This window comes from Pelagibacterium sp., from assembly GCF_048264985.1.
Lineage (GTDB): Bacteria > Pseudomonadota > Alphaproteobacteria > Rhizobiales > Devosiaceae > Pelagibacterium.
In genome coordinates this window covers 1-22,474 of record NZ_JBLXCL010000010.1, presented here as the reverse complement: position 1 = coordinate 22,474, position 22,474 = coordinate 1, and the positions used below count along the sequence as shown (strand labels likewise).

The following is a 22,474-nucleotide window of genomic DNA, read 5'->3' as shown; positions in this document are numbered from 1 at the left end:
ACTTCATGTTTTATGCGCCGTCCTGGGACGCCGTGACATCTGTCGACGGCGGCGCACCTTGGGGCGACACCGTAATTCCACGGACGCCCACAAGGCTCTGAAAACATCTACACATTGACGAAGGAAAACCCTGACACGGGCCGGCAGCTTGCCGAGCTCGAAGAAATCGACGTCGAATCCATGCGTGCGCTCAAGAAGAGGCGCGCCGAAATCCTCGCGGGCGACTTGCCTGCATTGGAAGAGGTTTTAATCCACGCACGCTGGTGCGGGGATTCGATGGTCACGGACCGGATTCGATTCTTCACATCCTTTCTGCACAAGGTCATTCTCAGCGAAGCCGAGCGCGAGATCGTCGAGCAAGCAGTCGCTGACGGGTCCGCGCCAGTCCTTGAGCTTTGCCGAGAAATTTTCGAGAGCCGCGGACGTTTCAGCGATGTCGCGCGCTGCGATCTCTATATCGCATGCTCCGATCCCGATCGCGAGGATTTCGACGCCGAAGCTTCGGAAGGAGCTGCTCAGCGCCTTTTTCACGGGCGCCAATCCACCCTGCTTGATAGCCGTTTCGGGGCCACCCTGCGCCAAGCCACTGTATTAGGATTGCTGCATGCGCCGCGCGCATTCGAGCGCCGGATCGATCGCGCGCAGCGGTACGGGATGCAGCGATTACTCGATTACGGGCGCGATATCGACGCGCATCGGCAAGCGGATTTGTGGCTCGCTGGGCATCCCGAGGCACTCAACGAGATCGAGTCAGACGGCAAGAAGTCGCTCTTCGAGCGCTTGCGCGAAGTCGAAGAAGACCGGGCTGAAATCGACCCTGATCCCGATCTTGATTTCATTTTCGACCGGCCACGCGTCGTTGTCGTGCCGGAGCTGGGCAAGGGCGTTGGTGGGCAGAAGGATTCACGAAAGGCATTCGCTGACATTGCCGGCAAGGCGCTGCCGCTGGTTGACCGCGGCCCCATCAATTTGCATTTCGAAGTTCTTGCCGCGCGCTGGCCGCACGCCCGCGACGTCATCGACGGCATCTTGTTTGACCTCGCGTCGGACGAGCGCGTGCGGTTCCGCCCCATGTGCCTCGTCGGCAAGCCGGGCAGCGGGAAGACCGCGCTTTTGCGTGCCATCGCGGGTCAATTGAGCCTGCCGGTCGAGGTGTTTTCCATGGGCGGAATTGCAGACGGGAGCGCAATGGGCACGTCTGCGCAATGGTCGACATCGCGGCCGAGCGTCCCCCTTCAGCTTATCCAACGCTCCGGGTTCGCCAACGGCGTTATCGTCTGGGACGAAATCGAAAAAGCGTCTGACAGCCGGCATAATGGATCAGCGTTCGATGCGTTGCTGCCGATGCTCGAGCGCTCCCAAGCTGCCGCGATCCGTGACCCGGCCCTCGAGGTGACCGTCGATTTGTCGTGGATTTCGCACTTTGCGACGGCAAACGATGTCGACACGATCCCCGACCCCCTCCGCGATCGCATGCGCATCATCAAGATGCCGGAGCCAAGCTGGCAGCACATCGGCCCGCTGTCGCGCCAGCTCATTGATGAAATCGCCCGCGACCGCGGCGTCGATCGGCGCTGGTATCCGCCGCTTGCCGCTGACGAGCTCGACGTGATCCGCGAGGCCTGGCCTGGCGGCTCGCTCCGGAAACTCCGAAGAGCCATCGAGGGCACGCTTGCCGCAAGAGAGCACTTCATGGGTCAAGCCTGACCCCGCCCAATCCTGGGCAACGCACCATCACGAAAGGAGATTTACGTGCGCAACGACATTCAAATCTGCGAGGTCCAGGAAGCCTTGCGCGACAGCCTTTTCCATCAGTCGGTCCACGGTCGGGGGCTGCTCGTGCAGCTTTTTGCGACCATCGCCTTGGCCGATATCAACCCGCGCATGCTGGGTCTAGTCGACCTGTTTGCCGACAACTCAAATGCCGCCTGGCGGTACCGGCACAACCTGAAGAGGTGGCAATTGCAGCGGCTGATGTCAGGGGGTGCGGTATGACGGATATGTCCGTAATCCACCTCACGGACGAAGCCAGAACGATCCTTGGGGCCGCATTCGAGGGCGATCCCGCATGCAAGGACGCCATCGTGTTGCCCGGTAGGTGGGACGAATCCGAGGGGCTGATCGACCTCTTTATCACCGGCGTCCCGTCTGGCCGCGCCACGCATTCGAGGGGCGCTTGGATGCCGCGGCGAGAGGACGTCGTCGAGCTGGTGCGACGCGTCATCAATAGCCGTTCCCGGCACTGGGATCATGCACGGCCGCGACCTCTACCGATGCCGCGGGACTGGTGGCGAGCGGTGCGTGACGAGTTCGATTTCATCGACAACATCCCCGAGTGCGCGAGCGGATGGGCAGACCTCCTGATCGGGATGAGCGGCTGGCTGCAAGAGCAATACGACGGTGCTTGGAAGACCAGCCAGATCAAGGAAAAATTCGGCGGCTTGAGGATTTACCACGACTGCGGCGACGATCGGAGTGAGGAGGTCATCAGTGTCGCCGAATGGCTCTCCGAGTTCATTTGCGAAGACTGCGGTGCGCCAGGCCGGCTGCTAACGCGAGGTGGATGGTGCCGGACAGTGTGTGACGGGCATGCTGCAGATGGGGGTTTCGAATGAGCGATGAGGCATCAAATATTCTGCGCCGATTCGTCCGCATCGCTGCACAGCTCGGTCCCGAGAAATACGGATTTCTTCGCAAATCCGCCCGCACCCTCGATCCCGAGGACCTGCGTCGGCTGGCTCGCGAATACATCGACGTGTATAGCCAGACTCCCATTCGAGATCGGCATATTAACGTGTACCGCGGCGGGCCCAGGCCAGTGCCGCGGTACACACCAGACCGCGAACTGCGCGGCCTGGCGCGGTCGATCATCCGTTGCGGCGGGCCGGACGCGGTGCGACGCGATGCCGATCCGCTGCTCGTCGAAGCGGTGAATCAAATCGGATGGTGGCCATGAAAATGTGGATTATGAGCGACTTGCATGTCGATGGTCGCGATCGCGATTTCGATCTGCCCGATCCGCCGGCGGATGCAGACGTGCTCGTCATCGCTGGGGATATCGCGGACGGGTTCACGCACGGGTTTAATTGGCTCGATCGGCAGCGGGAACGCGCGATCGATATCCCGATTCTGTGGGTGCCGGGAAATCACGATTTTTACGCGTGCATTAATCCGCATGCCGCCCTGGACGCGGTGATCCACGATTGCGCGATGCTTGGCGTCACGGTCCTGGCCCGAGGCGAAGTCGTCGAGACCGGCGGCGTGCGCATCGTCGGCGCAACGCTGTGGACGGATTTCGCTGCCGTGTCCGCTGCCCCCTTCGATGTCGCCCAGGCGCAGGTCTGGGCTCGGAATGCGATGCCGGATTACCGCAGCATTGATGTCGGACTGCGCCGGCTCCATCCACGCGACACACTCGCCTGGCATAGGGATCACAGGGCGACGATCGGCCGACGGCTGGCGAAGCCTTTCGACGGCCCAACGGTCGTCATTACACACCACGCACCGCATCGCCTGTCACTCGACGACCCGAATTTTCCGGATCCGTCGGACGGTAGTTTTGCCAGCGACTTGGGCGGCCTGATGGATCGATATCGACCGGAGTTGTGGATCCACGGTCATCTCCATTGGCGGCGAGATTACCGTGTCGGGGACACGCGCGTTGTGTGCAATCCGAGGGGGTATGATGGTGAGCGCGGATTTGATCCTAGATTCCTGATCGAGGTGATGACATGAGCAAAGACGGCTGGGAATTCATTGCTCCATTGCGGCGGCGCGGCACTGAAATCATCCGCGCATGCGTGCGGATCGATGACGATTTCGGGGAGATTCCGATCTCGAAGCTGCAGCGCGCGCTCGAGCAAATGCGGTTCTTCGACGAGGCGAACCCCGAGTGGATCGAGCATCCGGGTTCGACGCCGCCGGGGCGCGCGTTCGATTTCGCGATCTGGGACGACGAAGGTTTCGTCTGGTGGCCGGACTCGTACGAAGGGCTTGCGAGGCTGCGGTTGACGCCGGGGACGATCGAGGCATGGATGAAGGAGCAGGACGGTGACTGAATCGGAACTCAAATTCGAGCGCGCGCTCAATGAACTTGAAGATCGCTATCCCGGCCAAAAAATCGAGATCGTCTCGACTTTCGATATCGCGAATGTCGGGTGGGAATGCGACTCTCAGGGCGCGCTGATCCAGCGCGACGGCGTGCCCGAGCTGGTCATCGTCGACCAACTCGGCGGCGACGGTCGTCCGATCCGCGAAATCCTAGAAGCCAAGATCGACGAGTATGAGCGGCTGGCATCGCAGACCCGGAATGTTTTGGCGCAGCTGAGCGTACTCGAGGGGCTGCCGCAGCAGGTAATCGATCTGGCGGAGGTCAAATTCGATCAGGAGCGGGACTCCGCATATCACGTCGCCCGCGAAGGCATGAGGAATCGAATCGCACATCTCTCCGCCGAAATTGCCCGTCTCGAAACCGAGATTGTCGATGTCGGCGTCGAAATGTCGGCACTCGATTACAGAGACCGGGACGCAATCGAAGCGGCGATCGAGAAGTATCGTCCGGTGCGCGAGGAAGCGCGTCCGCACACGCCCGAGACCGACAGCCGACACGTCGAGAACATGCGCAAGCGCGGTCTCAAATCTGCGCTCGATGACGAAAATAACGAACCCGGAGACGATCACTGAACCCGGTCGCGCGGCTTAAATGGGTGTCAGGTTAAGGGCGAAATCGGGCCTGTCACGTGGCTTCCTGAGGGGTGGTTTTGTGACCGAAAAGGGGCGGTGGGAAAACGCTGAAATAGCCGCTTCGTAAGCCTTTGAAGTTGATAAGTTTTTCGGAGTTATATGGTCGCGTGAGTTAAAATGAGTTGCCGAAGGGTTATTCTGACATCAAGTGCGGAATGGTGTTTCCGGATGGTCCAAACATCGCGAGGGCGTTTTGGCATAGGCTCTCAGATCGCGGCAATGCCAGCCCGCGCTGATATCCTTCCGCCCACAGATGGCGGGATACGCCCCCTGGCTGGAGCATTTGGGGGCGGAGCGCGTTCAGGTTTGCGGCTTGCTCGACAGCGCCGTCATCAAGTCGATATCCGCAACGCTCGGCCAAGCCGGCAGCGTAGCCGATATTTACACCGACGCTGGACGGCATCATAGAAGCCGTCATCGCCTCGATATCGATTCCCCGCATCAGACCGACTCCCGCTTGGTTGTGCGCCGGCGCTGGGGCGGCAGCGTGGGCTTCTCGTCGGGGTACAGTCGGGATTCGAGCCGGAGGACGGTGTCGCGGACGTCACCCATCGTCGCGAGCGACATGCGAATGTCATCCGACAAGCCGGTGATCGACTTCTGAAAATCGTCGTGCCGCACATACATGCGATCGGATTCGCGCTGGAAGTGGTGGGATCATGCAGCTGCCGTCAAGGTCAGATCGACGCCGACGGCATCAGCGATCAAATAAGACTTCCGAAGACTGATTCCATCCCATTCGCCGCGAAGAATTCTTGCGCGCACGGCAGTCGACATCGGCCGGCCGGAGACGATGATTGCTGACACTGAATGCGTCTTCCGGCTATGCGCCGGCGGACTGTATCGAGGATGATATCGCGGTCGCGGTGCTCTCTGTGGCTCACGATGTGCGATCTGACAGGCCTGCATGGATTACTCGGCAAAAAGTCAACGTTCCAAGAACGTTGGAAGAAATCCTTGCATGGCGCCACCCCGGTTCCCAACTTTTCGCTAGATTTTCTAAGTTTCAATTCATTTTTGTTTCGAAAGTCTACTATCAATTCATAAGTACAAATATGCTTCGAAATTCGAGCAATAGGAATATCCCGCTATCGTTAATGCGGGCCTCGATGTCAACATTGAAGATTCTTCATGCGAATTCTTGAATCCGGTTGACCCGTGCATGTGGTCGGGGCATTCTTAACGAACGGCGTTGCACCCGCCGCAGACACAGGACGACTCATGAAATTCGATCATCTCGCGCGCCAAAAGCGCGCCACCAAAGAGCAGCTCCGCGCCAAATTCGTGCGCGAGGAGCGTGAGGTCTATCCCGATGCGATCGTGAAGCGCGGGCTGACGCCCGAGGACATCGCGCAAGTGCATTGCGTGAATGCGCGGCCATTGATCGAGACCGGGTTTGTCGACCAGCCCATTGGCGTCGTCCGTCGTTTTGCTGTGCCGGCGACGGTGAACGGCTGGAGCGTGGTGCCCCAGGACAGCGAAGGCGAGCGCAAACCTTCCTTCATCATCGATCCCGGCAAGAGCACGCTCGCGAACCCGCGCGCGGGCGGCACGCCGTTCCTGCCGCGCGAATACCGCGAGAAACTGATGTCGCTCCAAACCGCGGTCGGCATTGGATATGGGACGCCCGGCGCCAATCTCGCGATCCAATGTTGCGCCGCATCCGCGCATGCGCGCGTTCTCGACATCGACTGCCGTGATCCCGAGATTGCCGAGGCCGTGAAGACACTTGCGATCGAGGTCCTGGGCGACACGCCCTTCATCCGCTACGGCGCGAGGCCAAAGGTTGCGCTCATATACCGGCAGGAAGCGGGCAGCGATGATGAGCGCTGGAGCATTTCGCGCTGGTCGGTCGAGATGCTGGGCGCGGACGGCAAGCGCGAGCTCGACGATGGCGGGCATCCTGTCAACGCCGTTGAATTTCTCGGCGAAGGTGGGCTGCTGACATCATACGGATTGCACCACAAAACAGGGAAATCCTTTGACTGGAGCGAGGGACGCGCGCACCCCGCGATCGCGAGCCCGCTCGAGGCGCCCGTCATCGATAAGGCACAAGTTCGCCTGTTCTTGAACCGGCTGTGCGATATCCGCGCGCTGTCGGGTGGCGTGTCGACCTCGAACCCCCATGGCGGCAGCATCGACGTTTCCGAGCTCCGCCAGCGGTTTGGCATGGGGCAAAAGATTTGGGTGCCAAAGCTGCAGCGCGGTCCCTTTTCGCTCAATGAACAAGGGCATATCACCGAAGGCGCCGAGGCGTGGCTATCGCAATTTGTGTGGGCGCTGTGCGGCGCAAACGCGGCCGTTCTTCAGCGCTACTACCGCGTCGTGGAAGAAGCCGCGATCGCGGAAGCCATCGAACGGCTTGGACAGACGCCCCGCGACAACGAAGGCTTGATGACACATGGCGCGATCGAGAAATCGGCGTGCTTCAAGCTGAAAGCTGCCGCACAAAAATGGTTGGCGTCGCTTGCTGAACACGCGCGCTCGGGCCGATATCACGATATCGCCGTTCCGTGGCATGTGACAGATGACGGACGTCGTCCGCAGTTAAAAAGGGTGATGCCAGCTCCGCGGCCCGCTGATGGAAGCCTTGATTGGATCCCCGATGATTATTGCATCGTCGACGGACTGAGCGATCACGCAGCGCGCGCGAAAGTGTTGCCCGTCGAGAAGACGGCGGAGCAGATCGCAGCGGACAAATCCGAGCGCGCGATCATCGAGGACCTCGATCAGCGACATGCGATCGCCGATTCGATCTCCGATCAGGTCGACAGCGCGATCCGCGATTTCCTCGACGCCAACGATGCGCCGCTCGTGCTGCTAAAAGCCCCTACGGGATCGGGCAAAACGAGCCGTGTGGTGCGCAGCCTTGGACCATGGATTAGGGAGAACCCGCGTGAGGAAGGTGAAGGACCTATTCTCGTGGTGGTCCCCACGCACGCGAATGCCGACGAAGCGCTGAAGAAAGCCACCGGCGAAGGCATGATGACGCCGGAGGAATACTGGACCGACGGCGAACTCGACGATGCGATCGGCATGCTCGGAGGCACGGGCGTCAAAGCCACTCGCTTCCGGGGTCGCGATGCGGCGGGCTGTTTGCGTAAGGATGAAATGCGCATGCTCGGCGAGCGTGGCATCGGGGCATCGAATCTGTGCGGCAAGAAAGTCGACGACGAAGATGCCATCGTGGCCGCGAAAATGCGCAAAGAAGGTCAGCGGGTCCCCCAGAAGGAAATCCTGTGTCCGTTCCGCGAGAGCGGTGAGTGCGGATACTACAAGCAGTTCCAGGACATTCGCGACGCCGACATTGTCTTCGTGTCGCATGCATATCTCACGATGCACAGCCTGCCGAAGGCGCTGAAGAATCCCCGTAAGGTCATCATCGACGAGAGTGTGGTCTACCAGATCATCGATCAGGCCCGCATGCCCCTCGACGCCCTGGAACTGCCGAGGGTCGAGCCCTACGTGACGAAACTCGATCGCAAGAAATTCCCCGACGCATCCGACGAGGACATCAAATCCGCCTATTTCGGCGACCGGCTGGAAGCCTGTTCGATCGCTAAGGGAGCGCTCATCGAGGGCAAAGATGTCGCCGCCGTCTTCCGCGACCTAGAGCGCGGCTCCGAACTCGTCGATGCCGCTATCACCGTGCTCGCGCGCTCGAAGCAATCCGAGCGCAAGGTTGACCCGCGCATGGACATGGACGACGTCAAAGAGCTGGCCGCACAGCCACAGATGAGCGACCTGATCACGGAGGAGCGCTTCTGGCGCATCGTCAAGGATCGGCTGCAAGGATTGGAAGAAGGTTCCGCGACCGGTGACCGTGACATGCGCATCCAGATCGTGCAGATCGCGGAAACGTCCGATGCGCTTCCCAAGCCATTTGCCCGCATATCATGGCGCAAGGAGACCAATTGGAGCGGCGCGCCCACGCTGCTTCTGGACGCGTCCGGCGATGCGGCGATCACAGAGAAGCTTTTCGGCCGCGCGCCCACGCTCATCAACATCGAGGCACCTATGCACGTCCGTGTCGCCGCTGCGATCGAGAGCACATATTCGACGTCGCAGTTCGTGCCGCGCGACCCCGAAGATGAGCTGGTCGCCACGCGGTGCGCCGGCAACGTGAACCGGATCCGGGACCTGATCACGTCAACGGCGGTCGTCTACGGATACGGACGCGTCCTCACGGGTGCCACCATGTCGGCCCGCGAAGCAATCCAGAGTGACTGGGAGAAGCCCGCATCGGTAGACTTCGGCCACTTCGGCGCCCTGCGCGGTCTCGACTTCGCCAAGAACCATGCCGCCGCGATTTCGATCGGGCGCAGTGAGCAGCCCATTCACATCGTCGATGGATATGCAGCGGCGCTCACGTATGACGACCCCGATCCCGAACTGCCGTATGACCAGCGCGGCGATGGCACCACCGACGGCGAGAAGGCACTCCTGCGCCAAGCGGCAGCTCGTACGATCCGCATGCGCACTGGCGAAGACATCCAGCATTTCGTGCCCCAGTTCCCCACGAAGAAAGACGGATCGATGTCGTGGGCCCAGCGCTTGGAGGAACAGTGGCGCGAGGAAGAAATCCGGCAGTTCCTCGGTCGTCTGCGCCCAGTCTACCGCGGCATCGCACACAATGCCGATGGCGAGCCCATCGATGTGGAGACCCCTGTGCTGGTCGCCGTCGGCAAGTGTCTGCCGGATGTCATCGTCGATGAGATCGTGACGCTGGACCAGCTCCTTGCGCCCGCGAAATTCCTCGAGCTCGTCCGGCTGTCGGGCGGCATCCTGAGCGATACCGTGACGCCCTATGCGCCCGGCGCGCAGCAGATCCTGCAGGGTCGCACGCTGCAACAATTCCGCAAGGATTGCTTCCCGCAGTCGGATGCGTGGGTAAAGCGCCTGATGGACGGGATGGGCCGCATTGTCTACCGCATGCCGGGTGAGAAAGCGAACCGGCAGGCTCTTGTGGCGACAGCATGGATTGAAGGCGATCCGGTCGCGCAATTCGAGCGCGACACGGAGCGCTGGGGCGCGATGCTCCCGGAAGAGATTATTTCGTACGAGCCATCGAAGCGGCAGCCCGTTGGCATTGCCGAAGCCCGACAGCCCGACAAGCTCGATATCCGTCTCGCCGCCGGTGAACCTGAAGAGCCCGTCACGGCCCCGAATTCGACATTGTCGGACGCAGACCTGATCTCAATGATCCCTATGGATATTGACGATCGGGAGACAGCACGATGTTCGATATCGAATAGTAGGTTGACGCGCATCATTCCGCCGTTCAGCCAAGGCACCGCCTAATCAGCATTAGCAGACATGAGATCGAATCTTGTCGATCGGCAGAGCGACCTAGCTGCCGTCGTCCGAGACCAACCGCCCCCATTTCGCCGTTGAGTTCGTGATGGGGGTCTCCGGCGAGATGAACAATATAGGGGTAGTGGCAGTCTGCTTACGGGGTGGGCCTGCGGGGAGGCAGACGTTCGCGGTATGGCAAGTTCGGGGCCGACTCCGGACTGACCGGTTCCGACGAGGAATCGGAGAAAGCCGACATTTGGCTTACGAACCAATTCTATTGTTCACCGGCTCAACTGCAGCGACGGGTAGAGGGCCAGGTTGCCATGCCCCACTGCGGCGGAGTCAGAGCCCAACGGCGAATTTTGGCATTGCGCATCGCGCTTCGCTCTTGAACTCCTCTCCCCCATACCGATGTTGTGGGAAGTGGTTGTCATTGCAGAACAATGGGTGGTTTATTTGGACGCTATCAAGAAGATGATGGCTACGCCGAAAGGCATGGAGATCGACTTCCGCAAGCCTCAGGGTGCCCCGGCACTGGTGCCAGCGGATGGCGTGTCCTGGCAAATCTTTGCCAACCCGGTGTCGCTGTTTATCGGCGGGGTCGCGGTCGTACTTCTCGAATTGGCAGAGCCGTCAGTGCGGACCGGTGTCTGGGAGCATAGCAGCTTCCGTCAAGACCCTCTCTCACGGCTGCATCGGACGGGTTACGCTGCGATGGTCACCGTCTACGCGCCTCGTCAGGAAGCCGAGCGCATGATTGGGCGCGTGGTGCGGGCGCATGACCGCGTCCGTGGCAAGACGCCGGATGGACAAGATTATCATGCCAACGACCCGCGACTGCTCGACTGGGTTCATGCTACCGCGACATGGGGGTTCACCGAGGCCTATCACCTGTACGTTCACCAGCTCACTGCCGCGCAAAGGTCCTCAGCATTCAAAGAGGGTGAAACGGCTGCGGGCCTATACGGAGCAAGCGGTGCACCGAACGACTGGCTGGGTTGGGAAGCGCTCCTCGCGAAAACGGCTCCGACTCTGGAGGACCATCCGATCATGAGCGAGTTTCTTGACCTCATGGAAACCACGCCCTTGTTGCCAAAACCATTGCGCGGTGCGCAGCGCCTGCTCGTACGTGCTGCAGTGAGCATGACCCCCGAGCCAGTGCGCTCGCTTGGGCGACTGCGCGATCGCGGACTGCGGCGAGGAGAGACGATGCTGGTGCGTGCATCTGGTAGGATGGCATCGCTTTTTCCTATGTCGGCGCTTCCGCCCCTCCAAGCCACAAAACGGATGCAAGCCACCGGAGAGTTCAACGCCGGGGCGGCCGGGCATTCGTGACGGTATGACGAACGCAGGTCAGCCGTTGCAAGGATGGTTCTGCAGAATCCAAAAGCGATCATTTAAAGGTTCTCAATGATGGCTCTGGGCGGCTGGTGATAGCACAGGTTGATTTGCGTCAGGTTTCTGGTGGGGTACGCTGTATCTCCACCCTCCGAACAGGAAATCCGATGAACTACAGTCCACTCAACGAACCTGAAAGCGTCGCACGCGCCTTTGTCGCGGCATGGAACTCGCTGACCTTCTACGTAAAATCCACGCAGACTTCAAATCCTTCGCCGTGTCCCATCCGCCAGCCAAGAATACAGCAAGTGCCTCCTTGCACACCATAAGGGTCAGGAAAAAGGGATCGCCCCGGGCTGAGCGTGGCAGAGGGCGAACCGGTCCTTGTCTCCGAGTTCGCTTACAATCGCGTCAGATTGCCGTGTATCCTCCGTCGACGAGGTAATAGCTGCCACTGACAAACGATGCATCGTCGGACAACAAGAACCGCACAACCTTCGCCACCTCATCTGCCCTTCCAAGGCGGCCGAGCGGATGGCGTGCCACCAGTTGCTCTCGGACATCCTGAGGCAGGTTTGCTAGAAGTGGGGTGTCAATATAGGCCGGGCCGACACAATTGATGCGCAGGCCCTGCGGCCCATACTCTGCCGCAGCGTTTTTCGTCAGCCCGACGACACCATGCTTTGCCGCCGTATAGGCGCTGTTGCCGATTGCCGCGACCATGCCATGGATAGAGGCCATGTTGACAATGGCACTTTCTGCGGCGCCTGCTTCGAGCATGGCAGGTATCTGGTAGCGCATGGCGTAGAGAACACCATTGAGGTTGATGTCGATCACGCGATTCCAATCTGTAAGATCGACTTCACCGGTAGGAGCAGCGTTTCCACCAATTCCGGCATTGTTCACCGCGTAGTTCAGTTTGCCATAAGTGCTGAGTGCGAACGCAACAGCCCGTTCGTTGTCGTCCGGCGAGGCACTGTCCGCGACGAACGGGCTCGCCGTTCCGCCAGCAGCTGCAATTTCGTCAGCTACTCTTTGGGCTCCTGCTTCGCTGATATCAGCCACGACAATACTGGCGCCGAGGCCCGCCAGTTCCTTGGCAATCGCTTCGCCTATCCCGGAGCCTGCGCCGGTAACCAAGGCAACCTTGTTTTGGAAAGTCATAGTCTGTCCTTTCTTGTCGGGTGTGCTCGCCCGAGCTAGCAACCCCGGCATCGCTGTGCGGGTGATCTGCTGATGTTAAGCCTACCACACGACTTCAGTCGAATGCAGGGCTATCAGCATGGCCTCCACGTGCCGCTCACGATACATCTCAAAATGGTCAGGGGCGATCTCATTGGATAAAAAGCTGGCCCAAGCCGGTGGTGGCGTCGCCTTTGCTGCAATGGCGACCGCACGTCAGGTCGCATCCATCAGGATGGTGGCCAGGGTCCAGACGACTCAAAGTGGTATTGATGTCGTTTGGCGACATCGTCCCCATTGCTGTCCAGTAGTCGTTCACAGCATCCCTAGTTGCGTTGCGGACGAGATCAAACAAGAAAACTGCGCAACAAATCAGACCGGGTCAGTATTCCCACCATCATCTCCTCATCGAGGACCGGGAACATGCGGTAAGGCCGGGCGATGAACCGCTCTGCAGCCGAAACGATATCTGTGGCCGCGTCCAGGGTCTCGGGATTGCGCGTCATGTAGCGCTCGACGGTCCCGCCCCACTGCCCGTAATAGGCGGCGTTCAGCGCGGCTTTAAAGCAGTCCTTCTTGGTGAGTATCCCCACAAGCTCACCCGAGCCATCGACCACCGGTGCTCCCGCAATGGCTTCATCCATAAGAAATCCTGCAGCAAACCCGATCTCGTTTTCCGGCGAGAGCGTCCTGACATCGGTAACCATGAACTGCGCGATCGAAATCTGTCCCTTCACGGCGCCTTCCTTCCGCTTTTTCGTCGGCACACACCGCATTCGATGCCTTCAATGCAGTCAAGGCCGCCGCACGATCCCTTGATCGGCGGGCGCCCTGCCAGGACACCCAATGCCAGGCCGCCAAACGCCAACAAAAAGACCACAAGAGTAAACAGGATCAGCATGAAGCCTCCTCAACCCAGCACATGATCGCCAATGGCCCCGACCATAATGGTCCGAATTGCCCCACCGTCGCGCACCAGCAAAACCGCATCCAGGCCCAGCTCGGTGGCCAGGGCCTCGGCCTGATCGTGCTCCATTGCCATCAGGGCCGTCGCCCAGCCATCTGCGGTTGCAGCGCTCTTGGCCACTACGGAAACCGATACCGTCCGGCCCGTCACCGGGCTCCCGGTCCGAGGGTCGATGATATGACTGACCTCGTGGCCATCGACGCCATAGGCCTGCGCCGAAACCCCCGACGTGGCGATGGCGCTGTTGCGCAGTTTCAGCCCCATCCCCAGAGTGCCAGATGCTCCTTCAATTGCCACCTGCCAATCCCGGCCGTCGGGATGTCTTCCCCGCGCGCACAGCTCGCCCCCCAGATCGAGCAAAAAGTCCCCAACACCTTGCGCCTCCAGCGCCGTGGCCATCCGGTCGAGCGCATGCCCCTTGGCGATACCACAAAGGTCCGCGCTCAACCCCGCATCCGACTTGCGAACCGCCACCGCGTTGATCCCAAGCCCCTCATACTGACCCCACGCCTGAGCATGGATGGGGCCAAACCCGTAGCGCGCGACAACAGGTCCGACGGTTGGATCGAAGGCCCCGCGGCTCTGGCGGGCGATATCGAGCCCCTTGCTCAGAACCCCCCGGAACTGATCGGAAGCGGGCAGCCAGTCCGTTGTCATGGTGCCATTGAAAACGGACAGGGCGCTGTCTGGCCGATAGGGCGAAAATTCAAGATCGACATCGTCGACGATTGCCTCGAGCGCGGCGCGCGCCGGTTCAATGCCGCTTGAAACCGTCAGCCGCCAATAGGTGCCAAATGCAGCCCCTCCGATCACATCGACACCGGCTGCGGCCCAGCCTGCGGTTGGGGCCAGCGAGGCGGCACCGGTAAGGGCGAGAAAACTACGGCGCGTCAGCATGGTCATATCCCGAAATCGTCGTTGAAGATGGAAGCTGGCTCGACCCCGTTTTCGTCGAGCATGGAAAATACCGCTGAGATCATCAGGGGCGGCCCACACAAATAGAACTCGCAATCATGGGGCGCCGGATGGTCCTTGAGGTAGCGATCATGCACCACCTCATGAATGAAGCCGACTGGCCCCTCCCAGCCATCCTCCGGTTGCGGCTCGGACAGTGCCAGGGTCCAGGAGAAATTTTCGTGTTCTCTTGCAAGCGCATCGAACTCGTCTCGATAGAAGATGTCCGCACCGCTCCGGGCGCCATACCAGAAGCTGATTTTGCGCCTGGTCCCCTTGGCGAGTTGTTCGTGGATCATGGCGCGAAGGGGCGCCATGCCGACACCGCCGCCGATAAAGATCATTTCCTTGTCTGTGTCCTGGACCCGGAAATCGCCAAACGGGCCGGAAACCTCGACACTGTCGCCCGGTTCGAGACCGAACAGATAGGACGAGACGATCCCGGGTAGAATATCGCGCGCGCCCGCGGGCGGCAAGGCGAGGCGAATGTTGAGGACAATCTTGCTCTTGTCCTGGGGGCGGCTTGCGACCGAGTAGGCGCGATGGGTGGGCTCGGCATTGTGCACCCGCAGGTCGCGCACGCCCAACTCGCTCCAGGTGGGTTCAAACCGCGCCTCTGCCTTTAGCGCACTCAGATCGAAGTCATATGCGGGCGCGTCGACCTGGACATAGGCGCCGGCCGTGAAGTCGAACTTGGTGCCTTGCGGAACAGACAGGACAATTTCCCGTATGAGCGGGGCCAGGTGCCGGGTCGAAAGCACCTGCGATGTCCACCTTTCTGCCGAAAGGATCTCTTCGGCAACGTTGACGTCCAGAGGGCCGCGCACAATCACCTGACAGGAGAGCCGCTGCCCGTTGCGAATCTGGGAGCGGCCAAGTAGCGCCGTCTCGGTCGGCAAGGGCTCTCCGCCGCCCTCGGGCAGGCCAACCCGGCACTGGCCGCACGTTCCTCCGCCCGCACATGCAGACGGCACGGCAATTCCCGCGTCATTGAGGGCGGTCAACAGTTTGGTGCCGGTCGTGCCCACGATCTCACGACTCCGATTGACGGTGATCGCCACCGGTCTGGCCGGGGCAAGAATGGCGCGAGCCGTCATGACAACGATGGAAAGCGCGAGGATCAGCGCAACGATCAGGGCGGTGGCCAGAAGGATTTGGGTCATCAGCCAATCCCCGCAAAAGCCGTAAATCCCATCGAGAGCAGACCCGTGATGATGAAGGCCATGCCCAGGCCACGCAGACCATCGGGGATATCAGCATAATTGAGCCGCTCTCGCAGCGCGGCAAGGGCCATGATGGCCAGCGCCCAGCCGACCCCGCTGCCAAAGCCGAACACGACGCTTTCCCCGAAATCATATCCCCGTTCCACCATGAACAGCGAACCGCCGAGAATGGCGCAGTTGACTGTAATCAGCGGCAGGTAGATCCCCAGGGCGCGATAGAGCGTCGGCACTAACCGGTCGAGAACCAGCTCGAGGATCTGCACCATCGCGGCAATGACGCCAATAAAGGCAATGAGGTTGAGGAATGTCAGATCGAAGCTGCCCAGCCCCAGAGCCTCCCAGGTATCCGGTTTGAGCAAATAGGAGAAGATGAGGAAGTTGAGAGGCACGGTAATCGTCTGGACGACCGTCAGGGCAATTCCCAGACCGACAGCGGTTTCGAGGCGTTTGGAGACGGCAAGAAACGTGCAGATGCCCAGAAAGAAGCTCAGCGCGAGGTTTTCCGCAAAGACCGAGCGCAGGAAGAGGTCGATCACTTCGCTCTCTCCTTGGTTCCCGGTTCAAGATCGAAGTCGACCGGCTCCACCTGAGCGGTGCGGACCGAGCGGATTGCCCAGATGAGCAGCCCCAGAACGAAGAAGGCGCTGGGTGCAAGCAGCATCAGATTGAGCGGGATGAACCAACCCCCATCATAGATGGTAAGGAAAACCGTCTGCCCGAACAGCGTACCGGCGCCAAACAGTTCGCGAAAAAATCCCACGATCAGCAGCACCAGCGAATAGCCCAGTCCATTTCCTAGTGCGTCGAGCATCGAGGGCGCGGGCGGATTGTGCATGGCAAAGGCCTCAGCCCGGCCAAGCACCAGGCAGTTGGTGACGATCAGTCCCACAAAGATCGAAAGGCGCTGGCTCATCTCGAAGGCGAAGGCTTCAATGATCTGATCGGCCACGATCACCAGCGAAGCAATGATGGTAATCTGGACGATCAGCCGGATCGAGGTGGGAATGTGCCGCCTGATCAGCGAAATAATCGCGCTGCCTGTGATCAGAACGGCGGTCAGCGCAAGGCACATGATCGCCGCTGTCGACATCGACGTTGTCACCGCGAGAGCCGAGCAGATTCCCAGGATCTGCAGGGTCACGGGATTGTTGTCAATGATGGGACCGTAAAGGGTACGCAGCGCGTTCATCGCTCAAAGCTCTCCGCGCGCAAGGTTGTCGAGCACCGGCCCGAACCCGTTCGGCCCCAGCCAGAAATGCACGGCATTGGTGATACCGTTTCCGGTTCGCGTCGCCCCGGTGATCCCGTCGATCTCGAATTCGGTCGTCGCCCGACCGCGCACGACGTCGAGCCGAATGTCACCCTCCAGGCCGACGAGATGCTTGCCCGGCCAGAGCGCCTGCCAGGCGGGCTCCTCGATCCGGGCCCCGAGCCCCGGCGTCTCCCCCTGCTCGGTAACCGAGAAAGCGGCGACGGTGTTGAGATCTCCTTCGAGGGCAAGATTGGCCCTTATGACCGACTGATAGCCGGCGCCGGAGATGGGCAAGATAACCAGACGCAATTGCCCTGCCTCGCGCAGGACGTGAATGGGCACCAGATCGGGACGGCGACCGATTCCGGCGATGTCCTCCTCAGCGGAGAGAACCGTTGAGGTTTCCGGATCGTCGCGTGCAGCCGCGGCATCAAAAGTCTCGGGGTCAACATCGTCTGCAATTTGGCCGGTGCGCAGGTCGACCACGATCTTCTCGAGACTGTCACCGCCCGCCTCTTCGATCAGCGCCGCCATTTCGGGCATCGAGGCCAGCATTTCCTCCATGCGCGCAGCCTGTTCGGCGGCAAGGTTGGCCTGCTGGATTGGTCCCAGGATCACCGCCGCGCCCGAGACGACAACCGCGCAAACCGTAGAAACGGCGAAAGCGACAGCAAGGGTTTTGGTGCGGCTCTCATTGGGCAGGGCAAGCAGGTTGCGCCAGAGCGCCACCGGGTTGAGGTCAGCCATTGCGGGGCCTCCATGACCGTTTAATTGCCGCGATGACTGCAGCATCGATAAGGGGAGCAAATAGGGAAACGACAAGCGTCGCAAAGATTATGGCTTGCGGGCCATCAAAGCCCGTGTCCCGCCAGCCAAAAAGCGCCAGAAGAGCACCGGCGGCAAATCCATAGGCCCAGCGACCGATCCGGGTTGCCGAAGACGCCACAGGATCTCCGACCAGAAACACCAGGCCGAACATCAGGCTGCCCTGGGTGAAGATGAGCAGCGGGTCGTGTCCGAGGACGACCGAAACAAGAACTGACCCGATGATCGACGATATGACGATTTGCCAGGAGAGGATGCCCGTCGCCATCAGCAAGAGCGCCCCCGGAAGGACGGCGAAAGCGAGCAGCAGCCCTCCGGCGTCGATATCTGTTTGCGGGAAAGCGAAAAAAAGAAAGGCAAGCGTTGCCACGGCGGAATTGACGACGTTTCGCCCCCATCCACCAAACACCTGTTCGCCGATCACCGTGCCGAAACTCGCCGCGAGCACAATCTGCCAGGGGGCGAAATCGCCCGGAGCCAGGATGCCCACGGCAATTGCAGTGACAAGTGCGATCGGAGAGACCGGTTGTGCGCGAGCCCACAGAAACACCAGTTGCCAAGCGATCACCACGATCAGTGTCAGGACCATGTGCCAAAGAGCAACCGGGCCGAAAGCACCGACCGCCGCCGCAGCAGCAGGAAGCGCCCCCGCCGCGATCATCCAGGAAATCGTGTCCCGGTGCCATACGCCGGCTCTCATGCCCCTTCCTCCAGACTGTCCAGCACCATCCTCAACCTTTGGCCAAAGTCGGTCTGCCCGCCCGTCAGATAGGTCGCCAGTGCCATATCCTCTTCGGCAAGCCAGGCGCAGCCAAGTCTTTCCGCCGCTTCCACATCGGTGATCGAAAGGGCCCTCAGCAAAGGCACCACCGGAACATTGGATCCCAGGCTTTGCTCAAGAGCTTGAGTGGGGATGAAGGGCGCCGGCTTTTGCGCCTTGCGCAGCGCTTCGACCAGCCAGTGAGATCGCGCCGGCTGACGGCGCTCGATGATGGTTGCCTGTCGATCGTACCGCCCAAGAAAGGCGCTCTCGCGACCCGAAATCAGCGGGCCGGAAAGGATCGTTTTCGACCCCGGAGTCAGATCTGCCCGCGTCAGGGCATGCAGGTCCGCGCCCAGCGGGACCTGTGCGAGCCGCGGATTGCGCAGGCCGGGACCGGACAGGGCAATGACCCGAAAGGGATCAATTGTGCCGGTTTTAAGAAGGTGCCCGATGGCCATGACATCCTGATATCCGACATGCCAGACCTCCTGCCCAGCGCCGGGCCGATAAAGATGGGCAATGTGCGTTCCCACCAGTCCCGCCGGATGAGGACCGGTAAACCGGACAACCTGCAATCGCTTGCTGTCTTCACCCAGCGCCGGGCCATCCCCCTGACAGAGAAAAACCGGGCCCTCAGTCAGAAGCGCAAGAGCTGAAAGACCCCGGGAAAAGTCTTCGCGCCGCTCATCGATGATGGCTCGGGGATCGGGCGCATGGGGCGCCGTATCGATTGCGGTCACGAAGATGGCCTGGGCCTTCCCCTCAGTATCGGGAATCCGATCAAAGGGCCGGGCGCGCAGCGCCGGCCATTGACCGCTCTCCAACAACAGCTCGCGCAACCCTTCTTGCGTGGATGCACTTGCCGCATCGAAATCCAGGCGCCGGTCCTTTCCGTCATGGAGAATGCTGACCTCACTGAGCCTGCGGCCCGCACCGAACTCGACGCGCTCGATCTCGCCTGAAACCGGCGAACAGAAAACCACCCGCGGGTTGCTGCGGGCTCTAAAAAGCGGCGTGCCGACGCTGACCTGCTGCGAGGGCTCGACGAGAACCTTGGCCCTGAGCTTTCCAAGATCGTGGCCCACAAGCCCTATGCGTGGGACAACGAGGTTTCGCTCGATCTGTTGGTCCGGCGCGCCCCTGAGAGGCACGGCAAGACCTCGCCGCAAAGCAATTCTCATTTGACCTCACAGGTTGCGAAGGTCACCATGCATGTCCAGAGACAGGCAACCTTGATCTCGATCAACCCCAAATGCCTAACATTGGGGCATCCTTGGCGCAAACCGAAAGGGGTAGCAATGCATGCTCTTATTCTCAGGACGGGAATGTTGCTTGCCATTCTCGGTGTAATTCCCAATGCGGCGTGGGCTCAGCAGAGCGAACCGGATGTAAGCATTGTCGAGCAATGGCTCGGCTCACAACACGCCGATGCACAGTCCCCCTCGTTCCGGCACTGGGAGGGGGAACGGGCGGTTCCGGGAACGTGCGCCATGTGTCACTCTGGCGAAGGGTTCCGGGACTACCACGGGTTCGACGGAAGTGTCTCTGGAAGCATTGAAGGTTCGATTGCCCCAGGAGGTGTGGTTGATTGCGCCACCTGTCATAGCGATGGCGCAGCAGCAATGGAGAGCGTGGAATTTCCATCAGGCATGAATATCGATCATCCCGGTTCCTCGGCTACATGCCTGAGCTGCCATCAGGGACGGCAATCTGGTGGCGCGGTCGCAGCGGCCACAGGCGGCATCGAGGACGACACTGTCGATCCTGAGTTGAGCTTTATCAACCCCCACTACGCGGTCGCTGCCGCGACCCTGTACGGCAGTCAGGTTGGCGGCGGGTATCAATATCCGGGCAAGAGTTACATGACTCGGTTCGAACACGTCGCCCGGTTTTCCACCTGCACCGACTGCCATGACCCGCACACGCTCGAAGTCCCGATCGAAACCTGTGCTCGGTGTCATGACACCCTCTCGCCAAGGGCTATTCGGACATCGGAAGTGGATTTCGATGGCGATGGCGACATCACCACCGGCATCCACGCCGAAATCGACAGGTTGAAAACCATGCTTCTCGACGCCATTGAGAACTATTCGATCGAGGTCTCGGGAGAGCAAATCGCCTATGTGGAGCGCTATCCCTATTTCATGTTTGCCGAGGGAGAAACCGAGGCCGGATCGCCCTACGCGGCGTGGACCCCGCGCCTCCTGCGCGCCAGCTACAACTTTGCATTCGTCACCGCGGACCCGGGCGCCTACGCCCACAACCCCCACTACGCCCTGCAACTGCTCCATGACAGCATCATGGATCTGTCCGCAGCAACAGGAAAGCAGGTGGAAATAGGAGAAAGGCCCCGCTAGGGACGGGCTCGTGGAATTGCTGGCGCATGCGCCCACTGCCGGCAGGCATTTTTGCAGTCAACCCAGAGCGGGTGCAGTAGCGCCGCTCTGGGCCTTGCCATCACCAAGGCGTGATTGGCGATTTCGCGTCCGGTTACAAGCCGGCTCCGACCGGATCTGGCGCGATCACCGCACGACGAGAACCGGGATTGTGCTTGTGGTCAGGACCTCATTGGTTTGGCTGCCCAAAAGCATCTTGCGAAAGCCGCGGCGCCCGTGGGACGCCATAACGATGAGATCGGCTCCCAGATTCTGGGCGGTTTCAACGATCGCATCCGCGGCATATCGGTTTGGGATATGCAGGGTTTCGTACTGCACGCCTTCCGCCTCCGCTCTCCGGCCCGCCTCGCTCAGGATTTCCTTGATGGCTTGACCCATAGCCTCCTCATAGCTCGCGATCGCGTTCGCATCCGCCTCGGCAAGGGCCCCGGAAGCCCAGATGTCGGTGACCGAGACAATCGTGACTTTAGCACCAATGGATGCCGCAAGTTTCAGGCCATGGTTGAGGCCGCGACTTGCCATCTCTGAACCGTCCGTCGCAATGAAAATGTGTTTGTACAATATTCTCTCCTTCTTTGAAATTGGATCACGGCCATCTGAGCTTGCGCAACTTCTCCTGTCGGCCCGGGCTTGGGACAGGAACCTGGTCACTTTTCAGCTGGCGCGTTCGGCTATCCTGCCCCTTGACAATGGACCAAGCAAGACGTCTGCGAGGTACGCGAATGTTGTGTCCGACGAGGTAGCTCTCAGCGAATGGCTGGCTTCAGAAGGTAGCGTAGCGACCGAAAAGTCGGGCGCTGATCCTCGTCGTATGGCTTGTTCGCGGAACGTCAACTTTCAGGAAATCGGAAAAGCGGTCTGAATGGCTGAAATGAGGGCGCATTGCGGTTTGGCGGAATCGGGGCCGACAGCGGACTGACCGGTTCTGACATGGATGCGGACAAAGCCGACATTCAGCATCCGACGCCATTCCGGCCATTCGCGATTGGCTTCCGGAACGACCGATTCGAGCCCAAAGTACCAGTTACTGCACTAAGCGCGAATGTCGGCCATCAATGATACTACGTCTACACACGCGCAATCTCACGGATCAGATCATTTGTCTCTGGTCTCGTCGTTTGGTGCCGATAACGAAGAGCAGAAACAGTTCGCGAAATTTCAAGGCCGTCGATGAGTATCGAAACGAGGCCCCTGTCTGCTGGAATTGCCGTGGTTGGCAAAATCACCGCGCCTAATCCCTGCCGCGCGAGTTCGACTAACCAATCCACGCGATTTGACCGGTAGGCCGCGTAGAGTTCGTGACCCTGGTCTGCACATGCCCCATGCAACGCATCCCGCATTTCGCAATTGGGTCGATCGAGCATGTCAGTTTCAGCGAGTGTCGAAAGAGAAATAGCGTCTCGTTCAGACAACGGGTGCGACTTGGACACCACAACCTTGTAGGACTCGTCATAGAGCTGGTCTATTCGATAGAGGTCTTCACTGACCGTCGCCGCTGTGACAACGACGTCAAATTTACCCTCTCGCAATCCGGCC

The 22,474-nt window shown here is 60.4% G+C and carries 24 protein-coding genes; 10 read left to right on the top strand and 14 right to left on the bottom strand.

Annotation, left to right across the window (positions count from 1 at the left end; translation table 11 throughout):
- Positions 1–114 precede the first annotated feature (114 nt).
- From ACN0TA_RS16680 to ACN0TA_RS16650, 7 genes are read left to right on the top strand one after another with little or no spacing between them, the layout of a single operon-like run.
- On the top strand, positions 115–1,707 hold the full coding sequence (locus tag ACN0TA_RS16680; RefSeq protein WP_417585023.1) for an AAA family ATPase: 1,593 nt from the start codon (positions 115–117) through the stop codon (positions 1,705–1,707).
- Between the two features lie 45 nt (positions 1,708–1,752).
- Positions 1,753–1,995: a hypothetical protein gene (locus tag ACN0TA_RS16675; protein ID WP_417585021.1), complete on the top strand. Its 243-nt coding sequence runs from the start codon at positions 1,753–1,755 to the stop codon at positions 1,993–1,995.
- Positions 1,992–2,615, top strand: a complete 624-nt coding sequence (locus tag ACN0TA_RS16670) for a hypothetical protein (protein ID WP_417585019.1) — start codon at positions 1,992–1,994, stop codon at positions 2,613–2,615. Before ACN0TA_RS16675 ends, ACN0TA_RS16670 begins: the two co-directional genes overlap by 4 nt.
- Positions 2,612–2,956 (top strand): hypothetical protein, encoded by a 345-nt coding sequence (locus ACN0TA_RS16665; RefSeq protein WP_417585017.1) that lies wholly within the window; start codon positions 2,612–2,614, stop codon positions 2,954–2,956. Before ACN0TA_RS16670 ends, ACN0TA_RS16665 begins: the two co-directional genes overlap by 4 nt.
- Positions 2,953–3,735 carry a metallophosphoesterase gene (locus tag ACN0TA_RS16660; protein WP_417585015.1) on the top strand — a complete coding sequence of 261 codons (783 nt, stop codon included), beginning with the start codon at positions 2,953–2,955 and terminating at the stop codon, positions 3,733–3,735. The genes ACN0TA_RS16665 and ACN0TA_RS16660 overlap by 4 nt, the downstream gene beginning before the upstream one ends.
- Positions 3,732–4,058, top strand: a complete 327-nt coding sequence (locus tag ACN0TA_RS16655; RefSeq protein WP_417585013.1) for a hypothetical protein — start codon at positions 3,732–3,734, stop codon at positions 4,056–4,058. The genes ACN0TA_RS16660 and ACN0TA_RS16655 overlap by 4 nt, the downstream gene beginning before the upstream one ends.
- Positions 4,051–4,683 carry a hypothetical protein gene (locus ACN0TA_RS16650; RefSeq protein ID WP_417585011.1) on the top strand — a complete coding sequence of 211 codons (633 nt, stop codon included), beginning with the start codon at positions 4,051–4,053 and terminating at the stop codon, positions 4,681–4,683. The genes ACN0TA_RS16655 and ACN0TA_RS16650 overlap by 8 nt, the downstream gene beginning before the upstream one ends.
- 193 nt (positions 4,684–4,876) lie before the next feature.
- Here ACN0TA_RS16650 and ACN0TA_RS16645 read toward each other — a convergent pair whose 3' ends face one another.
- A complete protein-coding gene (locus ACN0TA_RS16645) occupies positions 4,877–5,185 on the bottom strand; it encodes a hypothetical protein (protein ID WP_417585009.1) in 309 nt (102 codons plus the stop codon).
- Complete coding sequence (locus ACN0TA_RS16640) at positions 5,185–5,370, bottom strand: hypothetical protein (protein ID WP_417585007.1); 186 nt, start codon at positions 5,368–5,370, stop codon at positions 5,185–5,187. Before ACN0TA_RS16640 ends, ACN0TA_RS16645 begins: the two co-directional genes overlap by 1 nt.
- A gap of 594 nt (positions 5,371–5,964) precedes the next feature.
- Between ACN0TA_RS16640 and ACN0TA_RS16635 the strand changes: the two genes are divergently transcribed.
- Positions 5,965–10,044 (top strand): hypothetical protein, encoded by a 4,080-nt coding sequence (locus ACN0TA_RS16635; RefSeq protein WP_417585005.1) that lies wholly within the window; start codon positions 5,965–5,967, stop codon positions 10,042–10,044.
- Between the two features lie 450 nt (positions 10,045–10,494).
- Entirely contained in the window at positions 10,495–11,373 is an 879-nt protein-coding gene (locus ACN0TA_RS16630; RefSeq protein WP_417585003.1) for an oxygenase MpaB family protein, read from the top strand.
- A gap of 414 nt (positions 11,374–11,787) precedes the next feature.
- Here the strand turns inward: ACN0TA_RS16630 and ACN0TA_RS16625 are convergent, their stop codons facing one another.
- The 10 genes from ACN0TA_RS16625 to ACN0TA_RS16580 form a co-directional block, all read right to left on the bottom strand.
- The gene (locus ACN0TA_RS16625) at positions 11,788–12,540 is read right to left on the bottom strand and encodes an SDR family NAD(P)-dependent oxidoreductase (RefSeq protein WP_417585001.1); all 753 of its coding nucleotides are present in this window, start codon (positions 12,538–12,540) and stop codon (positions 11,788–11,790) included.
- A 365-nt stretch (positions 12,541–12,905) separates the two neighbouring features.
- Positions 12,906–13,295, bottom strand: a complete 390-nt coding sequence (locus tag ACN0TA_RS16620) for a CBS domain-containing protein (protein ID WP_417584999.1) — start codon at positions 13,293–13,295, stop codon at positions 12,906–12,908.
- Entirely contained in the window at positions 13,292–13,459 is a 168-nt protein-coding gene (locus ACN0TA_RS16615) for a hypothetical protein (protein ID WP_417584997.1), read from the bottom strand. Before ACN0TA_RS16615 ends, ACN0TA_RS16620 begins: the two co-directional genes overlap by 4 nt.
- Positions 13,460–13,468: 9 nt before the next feature.
- The gene (locus tag ACN0TA_RS16610) at positions 13,469–14,422 is read right to left on the bottom strand and encodes an FAD:protein FMN transferase (RefSeq protein ID WP_417584995.1); all 954 of its coding nucleotides are present in this window, start codon (positions 14,420–14,422) and stop codon (positions 13,469–13,471) included.
- A gap of 2 nt (positions 14,423–14,424) precedes the next feature.
- On the bottom strand, positions 14,425–15,642 hold the full coding sequence (nqrF, locus tag ACN0TA_RS16605; RefSeq protein ID WP_417584993.1) for an NADH:ubiquinone reductase (Na(+)-transporting) subunit F: 1,218 nt from the start codon (positions 15,640–15,642) through the stop codon (positions 14,425–14,427).
- On the bottom strand, positions 15,642–16,238 hold the full coding sequence (nqrE, locus tag ACN0TA_RS16600; RefSeq protein ID WP_417584991.1) for an NADH:ubiquinone reductase (Na(+)-transporting) subunit E: 597 nt from the start codon (positions 16,236–16,238) through the stop codon (positions 15,642–15,644). The genes nqrF and nqrE overlap by 1 nt, the downstream gene beginning before the upstream one ends.
- On the bottom strand, positions 16,235–16,891 hold the full coding sequence (locus tag ACN0TA_RS16595; protein WP_417584989.1) for an NADH:ubiquinone reductase (Na(+)-transporting) subunit D: 657 nt from the start codon (positions 16,889–16,891) through the stop codon (positions 16,235–16,237). The genes nqrE and ACN0TA_RS16595 overlap by 4 nt, the downstream gene beginning before the upstream one ends.
- 3 nt (positions 16,892–16,894) lie before the next feature.
- Entirely contained in the window at positions 16,895–17,701 is an 807-nt protein-coding gene (gene nqrC / locus ACN0TA_RS16590) for an NADH:ubiquinone reductase (Na(+)-transporting) subunit C (RefSeq protein ID WP_417584987.1), read from the bottom strand.
- Positions 17,694–18,479 carry an RnfABCDGE type electron transport complex subunit D gene (locus tag ACN0TA_RS16585; protein WP_417584985.1) on the bottom strand — a complete coding sequence of 262 codons (786 nt, stop codon included), beginning with the start codon at positions 18,477–18,479 and terminating at the stop codon, positions 17,694–17,696. The genes nqrC and ACN0TA_RS16585 overlap by 8 nt, the downstream gene beginning before the upstream one ends.
- Positions 18,476–19,723, bottom strand: a complete 1,248-nt coding sequence (locus tag ACN0TA_RS16580; protein ID WP_417584983.1) for a hypothetical protein — start codon at positions 19,721–19,723, stop codon at positions 18,476–18,478. The genes ACN0TA_RS16585 and ACN0TA_RS16580 overlap by 4 nt, the downstream gene beginning before the upstream one ends.
- Before the next feature lie 117 nt (positions 19,724–19,840).
- Here ACN0TA_RS16580 and ACN0TA_RS16575 point away from each other — a divergent pair, with 117 nt between their 5' ends.
- Entirely contained in the window at positions 19,841–20,899 is a 1,059-nt protein-coding gene (locus tag ACN0TA_RS16575; protein ID WP_417584981.1) for a cytochrome C, read from the top strand.
- 165 nt (positions 20,900–21,064) lie between these two features.
- On the opposite strand, the gene ACN0TA_RS16570 is transcribed toward ACN0TA_RS16575, so the two are convergent.
- Positions 21,065–21,499 (bottom strand): universal stress protein, encoded by a 435-nt coding sequence (locus tag ACN0TA_RS16570; protein ID WP_264224534.1) that lies wholly within the window; start codon positions 21,497–21,499, stop codon positions 21,065–21,067.
- 506 nt (positions 21,500–22,005) lie between these two features.
- Positions 22,006–22,474: LysR family transcriptional regulator substrate-binding protein (locus tag ACN0TA_RS16565; protein ID WP_417584978.1), on the bottom strand; the 469-nt coding region annotated here is incomplete at its 5' end.